We start from the raw sequence: 18,200 nt of genomic DNA, 5'->3' as shown, positions 1-18,200 counted from the left end.
CTCAAGGCCTCATATGCTGGACCCAGAGCCACAGATAGACGCTCGCGGAAGCAATGGTCAATGCAGCGACGCTTGCCACGAGCGCCCCCTCCAGCGCCTCTATCCTGAGGCCAAAGGCTTGCCCGGCGAGTATGACCGCAGCAAGCACGATTTGGACCGCAGTTGTGATTTTCGAGGAAAAATGCGGCCTGATCTTGAGCGGGCGGGCGAGGAACCAGGCGACGAGCACGCCGCCCAGAATAAGCGCGTCGCGCGAGACGATGAGAATGGCGAGCCAGACCGGCAGATTGCCGCCGGCGGCGAGCGATACATAGATCGAAATGATGAGCGTCTTGTCGGCCAGCGGATCGAGCACCGCGCCGAGATCGGACTGGAGATGGTAGGTCTTCGCCAGCCAGCCGTCGAGCGCGTCGGATATGCCCGCGACCACGAAGACCGCAAAGGCCGCGCCCCATTTTTCGTCGATGACCAAGCCGATGATGGCCGGCGTGAGGACCAGCCTGCCAATAGTGATGAGATTGGGCAGGGATGCAAACCAACGGGAGGCCATGGGCCCTATGTGGCGCGTGATAGGGCTTTCACAATCCCCGGCGCTTGCCCGCCTGCATGACGAGCGCGGAGCCGCCCAGCGCAAGCGCGACCAAGCCGAGAAGCAAGGTCGAGATGGCGTTGATCTGCGGCGAGACGCCGAGCCTGACCTGCGAGAAAATGCGCATCGGCAGCGTCGTCGCGCCGGGCCCTGTCGCGAAGCTCGCGATGACGAGGTCATCCAGCGACAAGGTGAAGGCGAGCAGAAAGGCGCTCGCCATGGCCGGCGCGATTTGCGGGAGCGCAACGAGCGCGAAGGCCTGAAGCGGCGTCGCGCCGAGGTCCATCGCCGCCTCCTCCAAGGCGAGGTCGCAGCTGCGCAGCGCCGAGAGCAGCGCCACGGTGGTGAAGCACATGGTCAGCGTGACATGGCCGATGACGAGCGTCGCGAAGCCGCGTCCGATTCCGAGCGCCACGAAGCACGACAGCAAGGCAAGCCCCAGCACCACCTCGGGCAGAACGAGCGGCGCATGCACCGCGCCGAAGAACAGCATGCGCGAGCGGAAGGCGCCGAAACGCGCCAGCGCCACCGCCGCCAGCAGGCCGAGGAACGTCGCTATAACCGCGGAGAGAACCGCGGCGGCGAGGCTGATCTTCGTCGATTCGATGAGCGGCTCGTTTTCAAGGAGCGCCGCATACCATTTGGTCGAGAAGCCGCCCCAAACGGAGACGAGGCGCGACGCGTTGAAGCTCATCGCTGCGAGAATGGCGATGGGCGCGTAGAGAAAGACGAAGCCGGCAATCAGAACGCCGATGCGGAAGATGTTGCTCATCCGCGCCGCTCCTCTTCGCGCAACCGCGCACGCTCCCATAAAAGCAAGGGCGCGAGGAGAATGCTCACCAGCGCGATTGCCGCCGCGGAGGCTGCGGGCCAATCATGATTGGCGAAGAAGTCGTTCCAGAGCGTGCGGCCGATCATCAGCGTATCGGAGCCGCCGAGCAGCTCGGGGATCACGAATTCGCCGACCGCCGGGATGAAGACCAGCAAAGCGCCGGCGATCACGCCGTCGCGCGAGAGCGGCAAAGTGATGCGCAGGAAAACCTGCCAAGGCGAGGCGCCGAGATCTTCCGCCGCCTCGCGCAGGCTCGCGTCCTGCCCTTCGAGCGCGGCGTAGATGGGCAGCAGCATGAAAGGCAGATAGGAATAGACGATGCCGACCACGACCGCGCCTGTCGTCGCGAACATTTCGAGCGGCGCGCGAATGAGGCCAAGCGCCATCAGCGCATTGTTGATGAGGCCCTCGTCGCGCAAGAGCGCGATCCAGGCGTAGACCCGGATCAGAAAGCTCGTCCAGAACGGCGCCGCCGCCATGCCGATGAGGAACGGCCGCCACTTGCGCGGGCTGCGCGCCATGGCGAGCGCGAAAGGATAAGCGACGAGCAGCGTCGCAAGCGTCGAGACGCCCGCGATGAAAAGCGACGAGACATAGGCGTCGAAATAAAGGCTGTCGCCGACGAGCGCGCGATAATTGGCGAAGGTGAGCGTCTGGATTTTTGCCCAGATGTCGCCGAGCGTATCGGACGGCAGAAAGCGCGGCTCATAGGGCGGGCGCGCCAGCACCGAGTTCGAGAGCGAGATTTTCGCAATGAGCAGCATCGGCGCGAGGAAGAAGGCGGCGATCCAGAGATAGGGAATCGCGAGCGTGAGCCGCTGGCCGAGGGAGAGGCGGCGCGATTTCATGAACTCCGCCCGTATGTCTCGCCGTCATTGCGAGCGAAGCGAAGCAATCCAGAGCCATGATGTGGCTCTGGATTGCTTCGTCGCTTACGCTCCACGCAATGATGGTGCCACTTTGGAGGCGGGTCACGGCTGTCATTCCCGACGCGCGAAGCGCGATCGGGAATCCAGAGCAGCATTCGAGAGAGCTGCCCTGGATTCCCGGTCGGGCTTTCAGCCCGCCGGGAATGACACGCGCGTCGAATGAAAGCGCTCATGCCGCCTCCGCGAACAGAACGCCCGCTTCCGGCACGATCGTCAGTCTCACCTCGTCGCCAATAGTGAAGCGCCCGTCATAGGCGCCGACGCGCAGCACGGCGTCGGGCGCCACCCGCACGCGCAAGAGCGTATATTCGCCGCGAAAGACGTAATCTTCCACGCGGCCCGCTATGCCCTGCCCTTCCCGCGAGATCTCGATGCGCTCTGGCCTGATGGAGAGCGTCGCGCGCGCGCCTTCGGGAAGCGCGCATTCGGCGCGCGGCAGCCGCGCGAAGGACGTCACGAAGGTTGCGCCGCTGTCCCGCGCCACCACGCCCTCGATGAAATTGGTCTCGCCGACAAAGCCCGCGACGAAACGCGTCGCCGGTTTTTCATAGATGTCGATCGGCGACGCGATCTGCTCCAGCCTGCCGGCGCGCATCACGGCGATGCGGTCGGCGATCGCCAGCGCCTCGTCCTGATCATGCGTCACAATGACGAAGCTCGTCTGCGTCTTGCGCTGGATTTCCTTGAGCTGAAACTGCGTCTCCTCGCGCAGCTTGCGATCGAGCGCGCCGAGCGGTTCGTCGAGGAGCAGCAGCGCCGGCCGCGGCGCCAGCGCGCGGGCAAGCGCAACGCGCTGACGTTGGCCACCTGAAAGTTCATTGATCCGCCGCGCGCCGAAGGGCGCGAGCTGCGTCATTTCTAAAAGCTCGCCGACCCGCGCGCGGATCGCCTCCTCGCGCTCGCCCTTCCGACGCAGGCCGAAGGCGATGTTCTCGAATACGTCGAGATGCGGAAACAGCGCATAGGATTGGAACATCATATTCACGGGCCGCCGATAGGGCGGCACGCCCGCGAGATCCTCGCCGCTTAGCGTCAGACGGCCGGCGTCCGGCGTCTCGAAGCCGGCGATGCTGCGCATCAACGTGGTCTTGCCGCATCCCGACGGGCCGAGCAGCGCGAAGAATTCGCCGGCGCCGACGTCGAGCGTGATCTCGTCGAGCGCGACCACGGCGCCGTATCTCTTCGACACGCCCTCGACCGAGAGAAGCCGCGCGCTCACTTGGCGGGCTCCTCCTTGGCGAATTCCGCGCGCCAATGCCGCATGAGCCTGTCATCGGCGGGAATATCCTCCAACGAGACGAGACGCAGCCCGTCGACCGCCAGCGCCTCGATCTGCGCTTGCGTCAGCGGCCACGGCGGGCGCACAGCCTGCTGCCCCTCGTCGCGCGCCCGGGCGATCACGAGCAACTTGCCGCCCGGCGCGACGAAGGACGCCAACGCCCGCGCGGCTTGCGGCAGCAACGCCGCCGGCAGCGCTTGCAATGTGTAGAGTTCGTGGACCAGATCGAAAGCGCCACGCCATTCCGCCGGCGCCTGGAAGAGATCGGCGGCGCGATAGTGAACCGCGCTTTGCGGAAAGCGGCGCTGCGCCCATTCCACCGCGCGCGGCACAAGATCGAAGGCCGTGACGTCCGCCCCCGCTGCCGCGAGCGCCTCGGCATTGTCGCCGAGCCCGCAGCCGACGTCGAGCGCGCGCAGCCCCTTGAGCGACCGCCCCTCCAGCCATTGCGCGAGCAAGGGATGCGGGACGAGATTGGCCCAGGGCACGCCCGCCGGATCGTCATCGGCAAGCTCATAGACCGCCTCGAACCAACCCTTGCGCTGCGGATCGGCCTCGGCGCCGCCTTCGCGCATGTGGGGATCGATGGCGTCGAGCCGCTCTCTGGCGCGCGCGCGCCTGTCGCCGAATTCAGCGTCTCTCATGCTTTTGCCTTTGGTTCGCGCGCCTTCTCCACCCAACGGCCACTCTCGTCCTGTTGCTGATAGACGAGCGTCTGCCCGGCGTCGCGCAGCTCTTTCCATTGCGCGCGCGCATTGGCGAGCTCTTCGGGGTTTTCGCCGTCGAAGAGCAGCACGGCGCGCTCGGCAGGCGCCGCGTCGCCCGCGAGAATCGGCGCGATATGCGCGCCTTCGACGAAGAAGCGCACATCGGCGTTGTTGGGATTATCATCACCGCAGGTGAGGTAGATCGGCTGCGTCTCGGGCGAGACGTCCCGCTTGGTCCCATGCGGCAGAAAACTCTCGGGCCGATAGGACCAAAGCCGCTGATCCAGCGCGTTCATCCGCGCGTCGCTCGTCGCCTGCACCACGACCCGCCAGCCGCGCGCCAGCGAGCGCTCCAGCAGAGTGGACAGCGTGTCTTCGATCTTGCGGGTCTGGTGGTGGTAGAAGGAGATATCGACCATTGGCCCCTCGCGACCGGCGGCGGGGCCTTTGATGGCCAATTCGGCGGCGGCGCGCAAGAGCCGGCGCGCGTCACGGAGCGGATGGCCAGCCCCGGGCCAGACAGACGCGCAATCTTTCTTGCGACTTTTGCTTTGAAGGGGAATTGGTCCAGATGACTTTCGAACGCCCCGCCGCGCCCGGAGCGAGCGGCCAGAACGCTGGTCTCTCGACCGCAACCCAGATCGATCTCGACGCATGGGAGGCCGCGAGCCTCAGACGGCAGGGTCTGTCCCTATGGGCGGCGGGCGCGCTCGTCGAGGCGACCGAATGCCTCCAGGGCGCGGAGCGACTCGCGCCGGCCAACCCGCGAATTATGAGCGACCTTGGCAGTCTTCTCTACGCGACCGGCCGGCCGGCGGAAGCCGTCCACTACCTCTCCAAGTCTTTGAAGATCGACCCCTCCCATCCGCAGACATGGCTGGTGCTCGCCAACGCCGCTCATACTTTCGGCGATATGGACATAGCAGAGCAGGCCTTTCTCGCCGCGCTCGACATCGCGCCGAATGCGCCGGGCGCCTTGATGGGCCTGGGTCTGCTCCATTTCGAATTGCGACGCTTCGAGAGCGCCGAACGCCTGCTCTCCATCGTCGTGTCGGACCAGCACGCCGCAGGGCCCGCGATCTATGCCTGTCTCGGCGACGCGCGCCGCATGCTTGGTCAGTTCTCACAGGCCCGCGAAGCATTCCAAAAAGCGGCCGCCGGATTCCCGCTCGAGGCCGCGATCCAGCGCAAATACGCGAGAGTCGGGCTCATCGACGCAGCGATCGAGGAGCCGGTCGAGGCGGCGTTGCAGGTCTATGAAAAGGCCGCCGGCTGCTACGCGGAAGACGTTGAAACGGTCCTGCGCGACGCCCTTCAAGCGCTCTGCGGCTTCGGGCACGCGGCGGGCGCTATCCGGGTCGCCAAAGCGCTGCTCGATCTCGCGCCGAATGATCCGGTCGTCCGCTATCATCTCGACGCCCTCCAAGGGACGGCCCATAGGCGCGCGCCCAACGCCTATCTGACCGCCTGCTTCGATAAATTCGCGCCGAATTTCGAGACTCAGCTCATCGACGTGCTGGGCTATAGCGTCCCCTCCACCTGCGAAAACCTTCTTTCAGAAACCGGCCGCAGCTTCGACAAAATCCTCGACCTCGGCTGCGGAACCGGGCTTGCGGCGCCCTTCCTGGCGCGGCTTGGCGAGGAACTCACGGGCGTCGATATCTCGCCTGGCATGTTGGAGAAGGCCCGGGAACGGGGCCTCTATCACCGGCTTCTCGAGAGTGAGGCCGGCGCCTTTCTCGCCGCGGGCGAGGAGCGTTTCGACCTTGTCACGGCGCTCGACGTTCTCGTCTATTTCGGCGATCTTTCGGACCTGTTCGAACAAACCGCGCGGCGTCTGACGCCTGGGGGGCTGTTCGCTCTGAGCGTCGAAACTGGCGAAGGAGCGGACTACCGCCTGCGCCCCTGCGGCCGGTTTACGCACGCCCCCGACTATGTCGCCGCAACCGCTGCACGCCACTTCGACACGCTCGCCCGGGTCGCGACGACGATCAGGCTCGAAGCCAACGCCCCGGTGGCGGGCGAGGTTGTCGTCCTGAGACGCCTCTGAGGCTGCTACCGGCCGAAGCCGGGCGTCCAGCAGGGCGGGTCACTCGCGGGGAAGGACTCCACGCCGGCCTCGTAGACGACGTCTTCCGCCCCCTCATAGATCAATGCGACCTCGAGCTCGCACCGCATCTTGGCGCGGCGCGAGAGGCGCTCGATCACGTCCTCGGCGGCCTCCTTTTCCCCTTGCGTGTTCACGACGCCTTTCACCACGACCTCGTCGCCGTGAACGTCAACGAGGATGCGCGAGATATCGACCGCGCTCTCCCGCATCTCCTCCAATATCGCCGTCTTCACGTCGTCCGGCAGGGCAGCCGTCATTTCGCTCTCCAGGACCAAATAACGCGCCGCGGCCGAGCCGCGACGCGAAGTAGTGGCGCCAAAAGGCTCACATATGCGCCGTCGTCACGCGGTCGGTTCCCTCCGAAGGCAGCATGTAGCCGCCCCAGATCATCAGCGCCGCGAGCGCGAGATGCAGCCAATTATCCGGCCCGTTGATCGCCAGCCAGCTCAGCGCGCTGGTGGAGATGAAGCCGATGACCGTGATGATGCCGTAGACGATGCCAATGACGCGTAGCGCCATTCCGGAGGAGTTGTAATTGGGCGCCGCCAGCAGAATGCCGCCGCTCACCAGATGGACGATATTGTGGACGGTGTTGACGTCGAAGACGCCGCGCCAGGATACGAGGGGATTGGGAAAGAATCCCAGGATGCCCACGACGAGGAAGATGCCGCCCAGGATCTTGGCCAGCGTGTCGGCGTTCACGTTCTGGCCGGCAATGCTGCGTTGCATTTTATGTTCCTTTCGCTCTGCCGCATCCAAGGGACGCGCCGATCGATCGGGAATGCGCGCATTCCCTCAGGCCCGATAGGTGGGTCGGAGCGAAAGGTTTTCAAATAAAAATCAGATGCTTGGGCGTTACAGCCCCTTCGGCGGCCGGCCTTGCGCAAAAGCCGGAAATCGTCATTGCGAGCGAAGCGAAGCAATCCAGGGCCGCGATGGCTGCCCTGATTTGCTTCGTCGCTTACGCTCCTCGCAATGACGGCGGGCGCGAATTACCCCTCGTAATTATCCTTCACCAGCCGATCGAGCAGCCGCACGCCGAAGCCGGAGGCCCAGCTCTGATTGACGTCGCTCGCCGGCGAGCCCATGCCCGTGCCGGCGATGTCCAGATGCGCCCAGGGCGTCTTGCCGACGAAACGCTGCAGGAATTGTGCGGCGGTGATGGAGCCGCCGTGGCGCCCGCCGGTGTTCTTCATATCGGCGAACTTGGAGTCGATGAGCTTGTCGTAGGACGGCCCCATCGGAAAGCGCCACAGCTTTTCCCCGGTCGCGGTCCCCGCCTTCGTGAGGCGCTCGGACAGCTCGTCATTATTGGAAAAGAGCCCGGCATATTCCTGGCCAAGCGCCACGAGAATCGCGCCGGTCAGCGTCGCAAGATCGACGACCGCGGCGGGCTTGTGCTTCTCGATCACATAAGTGAGCGCGTCGGCGAGCACCAGGCGGCCTTCCGCATCGGTGTTGATGACCTCGATGGTCTGCCCCGACATGGATTTGACGATATCGCCGGGCCGCTGCGCCTTGCCGTCGGGCATGTTCTCGACGAGGCCCAGCACGCCGACGACATTGGCCTTGGCCTTGCGCGCGGCGATGGCGTAGAGCGCGCCGGTGACGGCCGCCGCGCCGGCCATGTCGCCCTTCATATCCTCCATGGAGGCGGCGGGCTTGATCGAAATGCCGCCAGTATCGAAGACAACGCCTTTTCCGACGAAGGCGACGGGCGCGGCGCCGGCCGCGCCGCCGTTCCAGCGCAGCACGACAAGGCGGCTTTCATTCTCCGAGCCCTGCCCCACGCCGAGCAGCGCCCGCATGCCGAGCTCGGCCATGGCCTTCTCGTCGAGGATTTCGACCTCGACGCCGAGCTTCATCAGCTCGGAGGCGCGACGCGCGAATTCGTCCGGCGACAGCACATTCGCCGGTTCGTTGACCAGCGTGCGGGCCAGAACCACCGCCTCGGCGGTGTGGGTCGCGTCCGCGACAAGAACTTTCGCGCTCTCCGCATCGGCGACGCCGAGCTGAACCTCGATCGAGCCGTCCTTGTCCTCGTCCTTTTTCTTCGTCTTGTATTGGTCGAATTTATAGGCGCGCAGCCAGCCGCCGAGCGTGAACTGCGCCGCCGCCGCGGCAGGTTCTGACGGTGCTTCCGGCAGATCGAACAGGACCACGACTGCGGCGCTCGCCCCCAGCTTTCCGAGTGTCTGGCCGCCAAGCGAAAGATAGTCCTCGAATTTGGCGGGCTTGTCGGAGTCGTCCGAATTGCCGGCGCCAACGCCAATTACAAGGAGGCGGCTGGCCGCCACGCCAACAGGCGCGAGGATCTCCAGCGCAGAGCCGGATTTGCCCTTGAACTTCGTTGCGCCCGCGGCGCGCTCGATCTGCGCCTGCGCCTCCTTCAACAGCGCCTTGGCGCGGTCGGACATGGCAAGCTCGTTTCCAGCGAAGACGACGAGGGTTCGCGGGCGGGCGGCGTCCTCGGGCGCGCGCAGGGCGGCCTCCGCCTCGTCGAAGGAAAGGACCTCGAATTTCGCATTGAGAAACATCGCCGCCTCGCTGGAGGGTCGCGCGGCGCCGGTATTGGCCGCGCTGAAGGGACATTGGGCGCGCAATATCCCGGCCAAGGGCCCCGGTCAAATGGTGCCGCCAAATCGCGCCCCCAAAACGCCGCGATCGGGCCAGAAAATGGCGACGTTGCGGAAAGGCAACGCTCGAGAATTAGATTAATATGAACCGCGGTCCTGTCGCGAGCGCCGCTTGCCTGGACGCGCGCGAGCGTCTAGCCATCGTTAAAGAGCGCTTAACGTCGTGTTTCTGAGTCACTGGAGAAGGAGCGAGCCGAGGCGATGGCGACGATGATGCGGAGCCGCGCCCCGGCCTGTTTTTTGGGTCGCCGCCCGGGAGCGGCGTCATGATCGGCGTAACGATCACCCGCTATTTCGGCATGCGCTTCACACGCGCCATCCTGGCGATCTTCTTTGCGATTTTCTGCCTGATGTTCGTCGTGGTCTTCGTCGAGACGCTGCGCCGCGCGAGCGACAACCCGGCAGCCGGCGCGGGAGCGGTCGCGCTGATGACGGTTATGAAGGTGCCGGCCGCGGCCGAGATGATTCTCCCCTTCGCCGTCCTCTTTGGGTCCATGGCGACCTTCGTCGACCTGACGCGCAAGCTGGAGCTGATCGTGGCGCGCGCCGCCGGCATGTCGGTTTGGCAATTCGTCGCCGCGCCGGCGCTCGCCGCGCTCCTCATCGGGATCGTTTCGGTGACCGTCTACAACCCGCTCTCGGCCAAGATGAAGCAACGCTCGGATCAGATGGAGCTCGAGCTCTTCGGGCGGGAGGGCAGCGTCCGCATCGATCGCGGCGTCTGGCTACGTCAGCATGGCGTCGACGGCCTTGCCGTCATTCACGCAAATCTGACGGCCAACAGCGGCGTCGACCTCCAGGGCGTCAGCGTCAACATCTATTCCGCCGACGGCGGCTTCGTAGAGCGCGTCGAGGCCGGTAAAGCGCATCTCGAACCGGGCGTTTGGGTCCTCGAAGGGGCGACGGTCAGCGCGCCCGGCGAACCCGCGCGCCAAGTCGATTCCTACATGCTCGCAACCGATCTCACCCCCGAACAGGCCGCCGCCGCCACCACGCCGGCGCAGGGCACGCCCTTCTGGGACCTGCCGGCGATGACCGCCCGCACTACCGAGGCAGGCCTCGACGCGACAGAATATAAGCTGCAATTTCAAACCCTTCTAGCGCGACCGCTGCTTCTCGTCGCTATGGTCCTGGTCGCCGCGAGCTTTTCGTTAAGGTTCTTCCGGTTCGGCGGAGTGGCCAAGACGCTTTCCGGTGGCGTCGTGGCAGGCTTCGTGCTTTACATCGCCACTAAGGTCCTCTCCGACCTCGGCGGCGCAGGGATGATTTCTCCGCTCGTCGCCGCCTGGTCGCCTGCGCTTGTCGGGAGCATGTTGGGCACGCTTACTTTGCTCTATTCGGAGGACGGTTGATGTCTCGCCGGCTCCGCCGCCTCTCGGCTCTCCTCTCCAGCGTCGCCGCCCTGTCGGGCGGCGCGATGGTCTTTGCCTCGTCCGCCTCCGCCGCGCCGCAGGGCGCAGGCGAGCGCATGGTCGTCGAGGCAAGGGAGATGATCTATAACGAGAAGACCAACACCGTCACCGCGCGTGGCCAGGTGCAGCTTCTCTACAAGGGCCGTCTGCTCGAGGCGGACCGCGTGGTCTATGACCGCAACACGTCCCGGGTCTATGCGGAAGGCCACGCAAAGCTCACCGAGGCGAACGGCACGATCGCCCGCGCGGAGCGCTTCGACCTTACCGACGATTTCAAGGCCGGCTTTATCGACAGCCTTCAGGTCGACACCGCCGACAACACCCATTTCAGCGCGCCGCGCGCCGAGCGCACGGATGGCGTCACGACCTTCGACATGGGCGCCTATACGGCCTGCGAGGCCTGCAAGGACGACCCGTCCAAGCCGCGCACCTGGCAGCTGAAGGCCAAGCGGATCATCCACGACAACGTGGAGAAGACGATCTATTACGAGGACGCGACATTCGAGTTCCTCGGAACGCCGATCGCCTATGTGCCCTTCTGGTCCTCGGCCGATCCGACCGTGAAGCGCAAGTCGGGCTTCCTGACACCCGTCTTCACCTATCGCTCACAGCTCGGCGCGGGATTCGGGGTTCCCTATTTCTGGGCGATTTCGCCTGACTCCGACCTCACCGTCACACCCACCATCTTCTCCCGCCAAGGACCCTTCCTGACGGGCGAATTCCGCAAGCGCTTCGAGAATGGCGGATTTTCGATCCGCGCCGAAGGCACTCATGTCGGCGATCCGAGCGCCTTCGCTATCGCCCCCTACGGCGCCCGCGACCGGGCATGGCGCGGCGCGCTCCAGACTCAGGGCGACTTCTGGCTCAACGACCGCTGGCGCGCCGGCTGGGATATAACGGCGCTCTCCGACCGCTACTTCCTGCAGGACTACAAGCAGTTCAACTATCTCCTGCAGAACTACTATTTCCGCGAGTCGTCCTCGACGATCTATCTGACCGGCCAGGGGCCGCGCAGCTATTTCGACATGCGCGGCTATTACTTCCAGGGCCTCTCGCCCAGCGACGTGCAGGCGCAGCAGCCTCTCGTGCATCCGGTGATCGACTATAATCGCGTCTTCGACGTCGATCCGGCCAAGACCGCCGGCGTCGGCGGACAGATCGAAATCGACGCCAATTTCACGAGCACCTCGGCTGACGTCGCCAATTACGAGTCGATCAACCCGCGCACGCTCGACAGCGTCTACGGCCTCTACAACGTCTGTCAGTTCTACAATCGCGACATCGTTCCGCAACGCAGCACGTGCCTGTTGCGCGGCATAGGCGGCAACTACGAGCACGCCACCATTATGGGCGATTGGAAGCGCAAGGTGATCGATCCCGTCGGCGGGGTCTGGACAGCCTTCGCCTTCGCGCGCTTCACCGGCAGCTATCTCGATTACGACAAGCAGGGCCTCTACCCGATCTACAATAGTTTCTGGCAACCGATCCCCAACGCCAATCAGGGGCTATTTCTTAGCGGCCAGGATCAGCGTTTCCGCGGCCAGGCGACGCCGGGCTTCGGCGCCGAATGGCGCTATCCCATCCTCGCGCGCAGCCCCATCGGCAATATTGTCGTCGAGCCTATCGCACAGGTTGTCGCGCGCCCGAACCAGACGTCGATTCCCTCGCTCGTCAACATGGACGCGCAGAGCCTCGTCTTCGACGACTCGACCTTGTTCGAATGGAGCAAATTCTCGGGCTACGACCGCTTCGAGACCGGCACGCGCCTGAACTACGGCGGGCAGGCCACTCTCACGCTCGGCAATGGCGGCTTCGTCAACGCCATGGTCGGCCAGTCGACGCAGCTCGCCGGCGCCAATGGCTACGCCACGGCGGACGCCGCCAATGTCGGGTTGAACTCGGGCCTCAACAGGCGCACCTCCGACATCGTCGGCCGCTTCGCCTTTGCGCCAGCCTCCTTCATGAGCTTTGTCGCGAAAGGCCGCTTCGACAAGGACAGCCTGGTTGCGAAGCGCATCGATCTGTTCGCGACCTTCAACTTCGATCCGCTCTCCATTCAGCTGCAATACGCCAATTACGCCGCCCAACGCGCCATCGGCTTCGACGTCCGCCGGCAGGGTCTTTCGGCGACCGGCCGCTATGACATCACGAAGAACTACTTCCTGAACGGCACCGTCACTTTCGATATGAGCCGTTATCTCTACAATAATCTGACTCAGAACCCGTATCTTTACACCGCCTATACGGGCGCCAATCTCAACGGCACGGCGCCGCTCTTCTCGGTCGCGGCGCTGGGCGCGGGCATCGGCTATCATGACGATTGCACGACGCTGTCGATCAACTACTCGCAGATCTACCAGCCTCAGGCGAACACGGGCCTGCCGGCGCGCAACCAGGCCGTCATGGTGTCCCTGCAGTTCCGCACGCTGGGCGAGGCGCGCTTCAATTACGGCCTCGGCTCCGTGCTCGTGAACGACGGCGTGCACAACGCCACTGCGGGCAGCTCCTATTCGAGCGGCTACGGCGGAAGCTACGTGCGTTGATCAACGGCCTCGGACCTTGAATGACAGGACCGAGGCCGTCTGTTAAAAGCGCCTCGCTCCAGAACACGCCCGAATTGCGGAAGGCGCTCATCGCCCCGCGCATGAAGGAGAAATCGATGCGCCTTTTCCCGTCCCTCGCCGCCTCTTGGCGCGCTCTTGCCGCCGCCGGCGCTGTCGCAGGGATCATTCTTGCCGGCGTAGCGCCGTCGCGGGCGGACGACGCCTTTTCGGACCAGCAAAAGGCCGGCATTCAGAAAATCGTCCACGACTATCTCGTTTCGAATCCAGAAGTGATCCGCGAGGCGATCGAGGCGCTCAAGAAGCGCGAGGAAGCGGCCGAGCTGGCGTCGCGTGAGAAAGCCGTTGTGGAACAGGGCGAAAAGATCGTCCATTCGGCAAACCAGGCGGTCGTCGGCAACCCGGACGGCGACGTCACGCTGGTCGAATTCTTCGACTACAACTGCGGCTACTGCAAGCAATCGCTCGCCTCCGTCGCGAAGCTCATCGAAACCGACCCCAAGCTGCGCGTCGTTCTCAAGGATTTCCCGATTCTGGGCGCCGATTCGGTCGATGCGGCGCATGTCGCGACCGCCGCCCGCATGCAGCTTTCGCCCGCGAAATTCTGGGAGTTCCACAAGAAGCTGCTTTCCACGCGCGGCCACATCGGCAAGCAGCAGGCCATCGCGGCGGCGAAGGAGGTCGGCGCCGATATTGCCCGGCTCGAGAAGGACGCCGACGGCGCCGAAACGCAGGCCGCGCTGAAGGAAGTCGCCGCTCTCGCCGAACAGCTCAAATTCGACGGCACGCCGTCGTGGGTCATCGGCAAGGAAGCCGTCGTGGGCGGCCTGCCCTTTGCGCAGCTCAAGGCGAAGATCGACAATATGCACAAATGCGGCAAGGCCACCTGCTGAGGCGCCGGGACCGCAAGCTTTCAGGCTCGCCTTAAAAAGCGCGCCTGAAGGCGCGCGGTCCGGCGGGCCCTTTCCTGCCAGGCGCCCTGCCCCCTGCCGCCGGGCTTCCTTTGCGGGGCCAATGCGGCTAAGAGAGACGCGCTTCGCCCTTTGAAGAAATCGATCGTTCGGGAAGGCAATGTCAGCCGTACACGTGCTCAACGGTCCAAATCTCAACCTTCTCGGCAAGCGCGAACCCGGGATCTACGGATCCGCGACCCTGGACGACATCCGCGCCCAGCTCGACGAACGCTGTAGCGCGAAGGGCGTCTCGCTCGTCTTCAAGCAATCGAATTTTGAGGGCGATCTCGTCACCTGGATTCAGGAGGCGGGCGCCGCGGGCGCGCCGGTCATCCTCAACGCCGGCGCGCTGACCCATACCTCGATCGCGCTTTACGACGCGATCAAAGGCGCGCAGGCGTCCGTCATCGAAGTGCATCTTTCCAACGTGCATGCGCGGGAGAGCTTCCGCCATCACTCGTATATTTCCCCGGCGGCGCGGGGAGTCATCGCGGGCTTCGGCCCGCTTTCATATTTGCTGGCCCTCGAGGCCATTCTCCAAAACATCTGAGATAGACCTGGGAAAAACCATGGCGCGCAAAGCACAACCGACCAAGACCACGCGCGGCCGCCGCTCTTCGGCCGCCGCCCCCGCTCCCGCCGCGACCCGTGCGGCCACACCCCGCGCCGTCGTCGCGCCCGCCCCTTTGATCGACCCCGCGCTGCTGCGCACCGTCGCAGAGCTCGTCGCGCAGAGCGACCTCACCGAATTCGAGGTCGAGAAGGGCGATCTGCGCATTCGCGCCGCCCGCACGCCGGCCCCGCTCGCCGCGCCCGCGACCGTCACCATCGCCGCGCCGGCCCAGGCGGCTTACGCGCCGGCGCCTTTCGCTGCGCTCGCCCCTGCCGCCGCGCCAGCGCCCGCCGCGCCGCCGACAGAGGAATCGCTCGCCGAACATCCGGGCGCGGTAAAGTCGCCGATGGTCGGCACCGCCTACCTGCGCCCCAATCCCGACGCCAAGCCCTTCGTCGAGATCGGCGCGCGCGTTTCGGCCGGCGACAAGCTGCTTCTGATCGAAGCGATGAAGACCTTCAACGACATCGTCGCCCCGAAATCCGGCGTCGTCACCGCCATCATCGTCGAGGACGGCCAGCCGGTCGAATATGGCGAACCTCTCCTCGTGATCGAATAAGGCGCGCGGGATGTTCGACAAAATCCTCATCGCCAATCGCGGCGAAATCGCGCTGCGCGTCTTACGCGCCGCAAAGGAGCTCGGCGTCGCCACCGTGGCGGTGCATTCGACCGCCGACGCCGACGCCATGCATGTGAAGCTCGCCGACGAGTCCGTCTGCATCGGCCCGCCGGCCGCGCGCGATTCCTATCTCAACATCCCTGCGCTGCTCTCGGCCTGCGAGATCACCGGCGCCGACGCGGTGCATCCGGGCTATGGCTTCCTCTCTGAGAACGCCCGCTTCGCGGAAATCCTCGAAGAGCACAACATCACCTTCATCGGTCCGAAGTCCGAGCATATCCGGCTGATGGGCGACAAGATCGAGGCGAAGGCCACCGCCAGGCGCCTCGGCATTCCCTGTGTGCCGGGCTCCGACGGTCCCGTGCTCTCCGAGAAGGAGGCGCTGAAGGTCGCGCAGAAGATCGGCTTCCCCGTGCTGGTGAAAGCGGCCTCGGGCGGCGGCGGACGCGGCATGAAGGTCGCGCGCGACGCGCATGATCTCGGCGTCGCCATGGCGACGGCGCGCACGGAGGCCAAGGCCGCTTTCGGCGACGACACGGTCTACATCGAGAAATATCTCGAAAAGCCGCGCCATATCGAAATCCAGGTGTTCGGCGACGGCAAGGGCGAAGCCCTTCATCTGGGCGAGCGCGACTGCTCTCTGCAGCGCCGCCATCAGAAAGTGTTCGAGGAAAGCCCCTCCCCCGCGCTCAACGACACGCAGCGTCGCGAGATCGGCGAGGTTTGCGCCAAGGCCATGCGCGAATTGCAATATGCCGGCGCGGGCACGGTCGAGTTCCTCTACGAGAACGGCGAGTTCTATTTCATCGAAATGAACACGCGCATTCAGGTCGAGCATCCTGTGACCGAATCGATCACGGGCGTCGATCTTGTCTGCGAGCAGATCAGGGTCGCGGCGGGCTCGCCGCTCTCGATGAAACAAGAAGACGTGCAGTTCTACGGCCATGCGATCGAGTGCCGCGTGAACGCCGAGCACCCGACCACCTTCCGCCCCTCGCCGGGCCGCATCGCCTATTACCATCCGCCGGGCGGCGTTGGCGTGCGGGTCGATTCGGCTGTTTATCAGGGCTATTCGATTCCGCCGAATTACGACTCGCTCATCGGCAAGCTGATCGTCCACGGCCGCAACCGCACCGAGGCGCTCATGCGCCTGCGCCGCTCGCTCGACGAGTTCATCGTCGACGGCATCGACACGACGCTGCCGCTGTTCCGCACGCTGGTGCGCAATTCGGATGTGCAGAACGGGATCTACGACATCCATTGGCTCGAGCATTTCCTGGCGACGGGCGGGATCGAGCCGGAGGTCTGACAAACCGGCTTCGTCATTGCGAGCAGAGCGAAGCCATCCAGAGCCCCGCCTCGGCTCTGGATGGCTTCGTCGCTTTGCTCCTCGCAATGACGGCGCGCGGGCTTCCAGACGGGCTGTAAATACAGACGCTCTCCCGCGCCCCCAGGATTGCCCCGAGCCCGGACGCCGCCCGCTGCATTTTTCGAGATAAGGCGCTATCCTTTTACCCATGTCAAAACCCGGCGCATCCTACGCCATCACGCCGCAGCTTTTGCTGCGCGCCTATTCCATCGGCCTCTTTCCCATGGCGGAGAGCGCCGAGGACGACCAGCTGTTCTGGGTGGATCCCGAAAAGCGGGCGATCTTTCCGCTGGATACGTTTATCGTCTCGCGCTCGCTCGCCAAGACCGTGCGGTCGGATCGTTTCGAGGTCGTGGTCGATCGTGACTTCGACGCGGTGATCGAAGCCTGCGCCGCCCCCGCGCCAGATCGCGAGAAGACCTGGATCAACGACGAAATCCGCCGCCTCTATCGCCAGCTTTTCGACATGGGCTTCGCCCATACGGTGGAATGCTGGCGCGAGGGCCAACTCGTCGGCGGTCTCTACGGCGTCGCGTTACGCGGCGCCTTTTTCGGCGAGAGCATGTTCCATCGCGAGCGCGACGCCTCCAAGGTGGCGCTCGCCCATCTCGTGGCGCGGCTGCGCGCCGGCGGTTTCCACCTGCTCGACACGCAGTTCATGACCACGCATCTCGCCTCTCTGGGCGCGATCGAGATTTCCCGGGATTCCTATCATCGCGCGCTGGAAGAGGCGCTCTGCGTCGTCGCCAATTTCCACGTCTGGAAACCGGAAGAGACAGTCTCCGGCCGCCAGGCGCTCGCCGCGCTCGAAGATTGATCAGAACGGCAGAAGCCCGCCCGGCTGCGGCTCGACCGGCGTCACGGCAGGCGACGACCGCCTCTTCTTTTTCTTCTGCGGCTGGGGCTGCTGCGCCGGGGCTTCGGCCGCGCCGGCGTCGGGGGTCGGAGCACCGTCCATGGCGGGCTGCGGCGGAACCGAATCAGACGGGCCGATCGGCGCGTTCTCCACCGGCGTGGGAGCCTTGGGCTCCACCTTGCGCGACCGCTTCTTCCGGCCCGTTTCCGGCGCAGGCGCGGCGGCGCCGTCTACCGACGGCGCGGTTTCCTCGGCGGCGACAGGCGCCGGCGCATTCTCCTTGCCGCCCTTACAATCGACGAGCCAGACGTCGTAGACAGGATGCTCCACGCCATGGAGACCGGGGCTCGCCGCGAACATCCAGCCGGAGAAGATGCGCTTGGCCTCGGGTTTGGCGTCCGCCCGCGCGTCCTTTATCTCCAGTTTCGCCTGCCGCTCCTGCCGGTTCATGACTTCGTCGACCTCGACGAAACTCGTCGTCTGTGGCGCTTCGGTCTGCGGCCGGGTGTTGCAGACGCGCGGCGTTACATTGAGCGAGCCGAATTGAACGGTCTCATCGATCGCGACGTCGAAATTAATGATGCGGCCGGTCGTCTTGTCGAGGCCGGCGAAGATAGCTGTCGGATGGCGGATGGGCTCGGCGGCGGCCATGCCATAGAGCGCGGCCACAAAGGCGCCGAGCGCCAAGCCGTAACGAAGGGATGAGATCATCATGTCACCGCGCCGCGCGCAGCG

The 18,200-nt window shown here is 65.0% G+C and carries 18 protein-coding genes; 8 read left to right on the top strand and 10 right to left on the bottom strand.

What is annotated here, in order from left to right; translation table 11 throughout:
- Position 1: 1 nt before the first annotated feature.
- The 6 genes from OGR47_RS07645 to OGR47_RS07620 all read right to left on the bottom strand — a co-directional run bounded on the left by OGR47_RS07645 (position 2) and on the right by OGR47_RS07620 (position 4,755).
- Positions 2 to 550: a CDP-alcohol phosphatidyltransferase family protein gene (locus OGR47_RS07645; protein ID WP_165055417.1), complete on the bottom strand. Its 549-nt coding sequence runs from the start codon at positions 548 to 550 to the stop codon at positions 2 to 4.
- Between the two features lie 28 nt (positions 551 to 578).
- Positions 579 to 1,361, bottom strand: a complete 783-nt coding sequence (locus tag OGR47_RS07640; protein WP_165055418.1) for an ABC transporter permease — start codon at positions 1,359 to 1,361, stop codon at positions 579 to 581.
- Complete coding sequence (locus tag OGR47_RS07635; protein ID WP_165055420.1) at positions 1,358 to 2,269, bottom strand: ABC transporter permease; 912 nt, start codon at positions 2,267 to 2,269, stop codon at positions 1,358 to 1,360. The genes OGR47_RS07640 and OGR47_RS07635 overlap by 4 nt, the downstream gene beginning before the upstream one ends.
- 250 nt (positions 2,270 to 2,519) lie before the next feature.
- Positions 2,520 to 3,569, bottom strand: a complete 1,050-nt coding sequence (locus OGR47_RS07630) for an ABC transporter ATP-binding protein (RefSeq protein ID WP_165055421.1) — start codon at positions 3,567 to 3,569, stop codon at positions 2,520 to 2,522.
- On the bottom strand, positions 3,566 to 4,273 hold the full coding sequence (locus OGR47_RS07625; protein ID WP_165055422.1) for a class I SAM-dependent methyltransferase: 708 nt from the start codon (positions 4,271 to 4,273) through the stop codon (positions 3,566 to 3,568). Before OGR47_RS07625 ends, OGR47_RS07630 begins: the two co-directional genes overlap by 4 nt.
- The gene (locus OGR47_RS07620) at positions 4,270 to 4,755 is read right to left on the bottom strand and encodes a DNA polymerase III subunit chi (RefSeq protein ID WP_165055424.1); all 486 of its coding nucleotides are present in this window, start codon (positions 4,753 to 4,755) and stop codon (positions 4,270 to 4,272) included. Before OGR47_RS07620 ends, OGR47_RS07625 begins: the two co-directional genes overlap by 4 nt.
- Before the next feature lie 152 nt (positions 4,756 to 4,907).
- On the opposite strand from OGR47_RS07620, the gene OGR47_RS07615 reads away from it, so the two are divergent.
- Entirely contained in the window at positions 4,908 to 6,386 is a 1,479-nt protein-coding gene (locus OGR47_RS07615) for a methyltransferase domain-containing protein (protein WP_165055425.1), read from the top strand.
- Positions 6,387 to 6,391: 5 nt separating this feature from the next.
- Here OGR47_RS07615 and OGR47_RS07610 read toward each other — a convergent pair whose 3' ends face one another.
- The 3 genes from OGR47_RS07610 to OGR47_RS07600 all read right to left on the bottom strand — a co-directional run bounded on the left by OGR47_RS07610 (position 6,392) and on the right by OGR47_RS07600 (position 8,983).
- On the bottom strand, positions 6,392 to 6,703 hold the full coding sequence (locus tag OGR47_RS07610) for a BON domain-containing protein (protein ID WP_165055427.1): 312 nt from the start codon (positions 6,701 to 6,703) through the stop codon (positions 6,392 to 6,394).
- Positions 6,704 to 6,770: 67 nt separating this feature from the next.
- Complete coding sequence (locus tag OGR47_RS07605) at positions 6,771 to 7,175, bottom strand: DUF4383 domain-containing protein (RefSeq protein WP_165055428.1); 405 nt, start codon at positions 7,173 to 7,175, stop codon at positions 6,771 to 6,773.
- Positions 7,176 to 7,438: 263 nt separating this feature from the next.
- Positions 7,439 to 8,983, bottom strand: a complete 1,545-nt coding sequence (locus tag OGR47_RS07600) for a leucyl aminopeptidase (RefSeq protein ID WP_165055430.1) — start codon at positions 8,981 to 8,983, stop codon at positions 7,439 to 7,441.
- 365 nt (positions 8,984 to 9,348) lie between these two features.
- On the opposite strand from OGR47_RS07600, the gene lptG reads away from it, so the two are divergent.
- From lptG to aat, 7 genes are all read left to right on the top strand, one after another.
- Positions 9,349 to 10,434, top strand: a complete 1,086-nt coding sequence (lptG, locus tag OGR47_RS07595) for an LPS export ABC transporter permease LptG (protein ID WP_165055431.1) — start codon at positions 9,349 to 9,351, stop codon at positions 10,432 to 10,434.
- The gene (locus OGR47_RS07590) at positions 10,434 to 13,037 is read left to right on the top strand and encodes an LPS-assembly protein LptD (protein ID WP_165055433.1); all 2,604 of its coding nucleotides are present in this window, start codon (positions 10,434 to 10,436) and stop codon (positions 13,035 to 13,037) included. Before lptG ends, OGR47_RS07590 begins: the two co-directional genes overlap by 1 nt.
- Before the next feature lie 116 nt (positions 13,038 to 13,153).
- A complete protein-coding gene (locus OGR47_RS07585; protein ID WP_246729835.1) occupies positions 13,154 to 13,948 on the top strand; it encodes a DsbA family protein in 795 nt (264 codons plus the stop codon).
- A 178-nt stretch (positions 13,949 to 14,126) separates the two neighbouring features.
- Positions 14,127 to 14,558, top strand: a complete 432-nt coding sequence (gene aroQ, locus OGR47_RS07580; RefSeq protein WP_165055434.1) for a type II 3-dehydroquinate dehydratase — start codon at positions 14,127 to 14,129, stop codon at positions 14,556 to 14,558.
- Between the two features lie 19 nt (positions 14,559 to 14,577).
- Positions 14,578 to 15,180, top strand: coding sequence for an acetyl-CoA carboxylase biotin carboxyl carrier protein (accB, locus tag OGR47_RS07575; RefSeq protein ID WP_165055436.1), 603 nt, complete (start codon positions 14,578 to 14,580; stop codon positions 15,178 to 15,180).
- Between the two features lie 10 nt (positions 15,181 to 15,190).
- On the top strand, positions 15,191 to 16,549 hold the full coding sequence (gene accC / locus OGR47_RS07570) for an acetyl-CoA carboxylase biotin carboxylase subunit (protein WP_165055438.1): 1,359 nt from the start codon (positions 15,191 to 15,193) through the stop codon (positions 16,547 to 16,549).
- Positions 16,550 to 16,757: 208 nt separating this feature from the next.
- Entirely contained in the window at positions 16,758 to 17,426 is a 669-nt protein-coding gene (aat, locus tag OGR47_RS07565; protein ID WP_165055440.1) for a leucyl/phenylalanyl-tRNA--protein transferase, read from the top strand.
- Here aat and OGR47_RS07560 read toward each other — a convergent pair whose 3' ends face one another.
- Positions 17,427 to 18,179: a DUF2155 domain-containing protein gene (locus OGR47_RS07560; RefSeq protein ID WP_371824419.1), complete on the bottom strand. Its 753-nt coding sequence runs from the start codon at positions 18,177 to 18,179 to the stop codon at positions 17,427 to 17,429.
- Between the last annotated feature and the right edge of the window lie 21 nt (positions 18,180 to 18,200).

This window comes from Methylocystis sp. MJC1 (assembly GCF_026427715.1).
Taxonomy (GTDB): domain Bacteria; phylum Pseudomonadota; class Alphaproteobacteria; order Rhizobiales; family Beijerinckiaceae; genus Methylocystis.
Note: the sequence above shows the minus strand (reverse complement) of the source record. Positions and strands in the feature narration are given on the sequence as shown.

Excerpts from the sequence above, each read along its gene's own strand:
- OGR47_RS07625 (WP_165055422.1), bottom strand. The coding sequence starts at position 4,273 with ATGAGAGACGCTGAATTCGGCGACAGGCGCGCGCGCGCCAGAGAGCGG.
- OGR47_RS07605 (WP_165055428.1), bottom strand. The coding sequence starts at position 7,175 with ATGCAACGCAGCATTGCCGGCCAGAACGTGAACGCCGACACGCTGGCC.
- OGR47_RS07620 (WP_165055424.1), bottom strand. The coding sequence starts at position 4,755 with ATGGTCGATATCTCCTTCTACCACCACCAGACCCGCAAGATCGAAGAC.
- OGR47_RS07600 (WP_165055430.1), bottom strand. The coding sequence starts at position 8,983 with ATGTTTCTCAATGCGAAATTCGAGGTCCTTTCCTTCGACGAGGCGGAG.
- OGR47_RS07645 (WP_165055417.1), bottom strand. The coding sequence starts at position 550 with ATGGCCTCCCGTTGGTTTGCATCCCTGCCCAATCTCATCACTATTGGC.
- aat (WP_165055440.1), top strand. The coding sequence starts at position 16,758 with ATGTCAAAACCCGGCGCATCCTACGCCATCACGCCGCAGCTTTTGCTG.
- accC (WP_165055438.1), top strand. The coding sequence starts at position 15,191 with ATGTTCGACAAAATCCTCATCGCCAATCGCGGCGAAATCGCGCTGCGC.
- accB (WP_165055436.1), top strand. The coding sequence starts at position 14,578 with ATGGCGCGCAAAGCACAACCGACCAAGACCACGCGCGGCCGCCGCTCT.
- OGR47_RS07635 (WP_165055420.1), bottom strand. The coding sequence starts at position 2,269 with ATGAAATCGCGCCGCCTCTCCCTCGGCCAGCGGCTCACGCTCGCGATT.
- OGR47_RS07585 (WP_246729835.1), top strand. The coding sequence starts at position 13,154 with ATGCGCCTTTTCCCGTCCCTCGCCGCCTCTTGGCGCGCTCTTGCCGCC.
- OGR47_RS07640 (WP_165055418.1), bottom strand. The coding sequence starts at position 1,361 with ATGAGCAACATCTTCCGCATCGGCGTTCTGATTGCCGGCTTCGTCTTT.
- OGR47_RS07615 (WP_165055425.1), top strand. The coding sequence starts at position 4,908 with ATGACTTTCGAACGCCCCGCCGCGCCCGGAGCGAGCGGCCAGAACGCT.
- lptG (WP_165055431.1), top strand. The coding sequence starts at position 9,349 with ATGATCGGCGTAACGATCACCCGCTATTTCGGCATGCGCTTCACACGC.
- aroQ (WP_165055434.1), top strand. The coding sequence starts at position 14,127 with ATGTCAGCCGTACACGTGCTCAACGGTCCAAATCTCAACCTTCTCGGC.
- OGR47_RS07560 (WP_371824419.1), bottom strand. The coding sequence starts at position 18,179 with ATGATGATCTCATCCCTTCGTTACGGCTTGGCGCTCGGCGCCTTTGTG.
- OGR47_RS07590 (WP_165055433.1), top strand. The coding sequence starts at position 10,434 with ATGTCTCGCCGGCTCCGCCGCCTCTCGGCTCTCCTCTCCAGCGTCGCC.
- OGR47_RS07610 (WP_165055427.1), bottom strand. The coding sequence starts at position 6,703 with ATGACGGCTGCCCTGCCGGACGACGTGAAGACGGCGATATTGGAGGAG.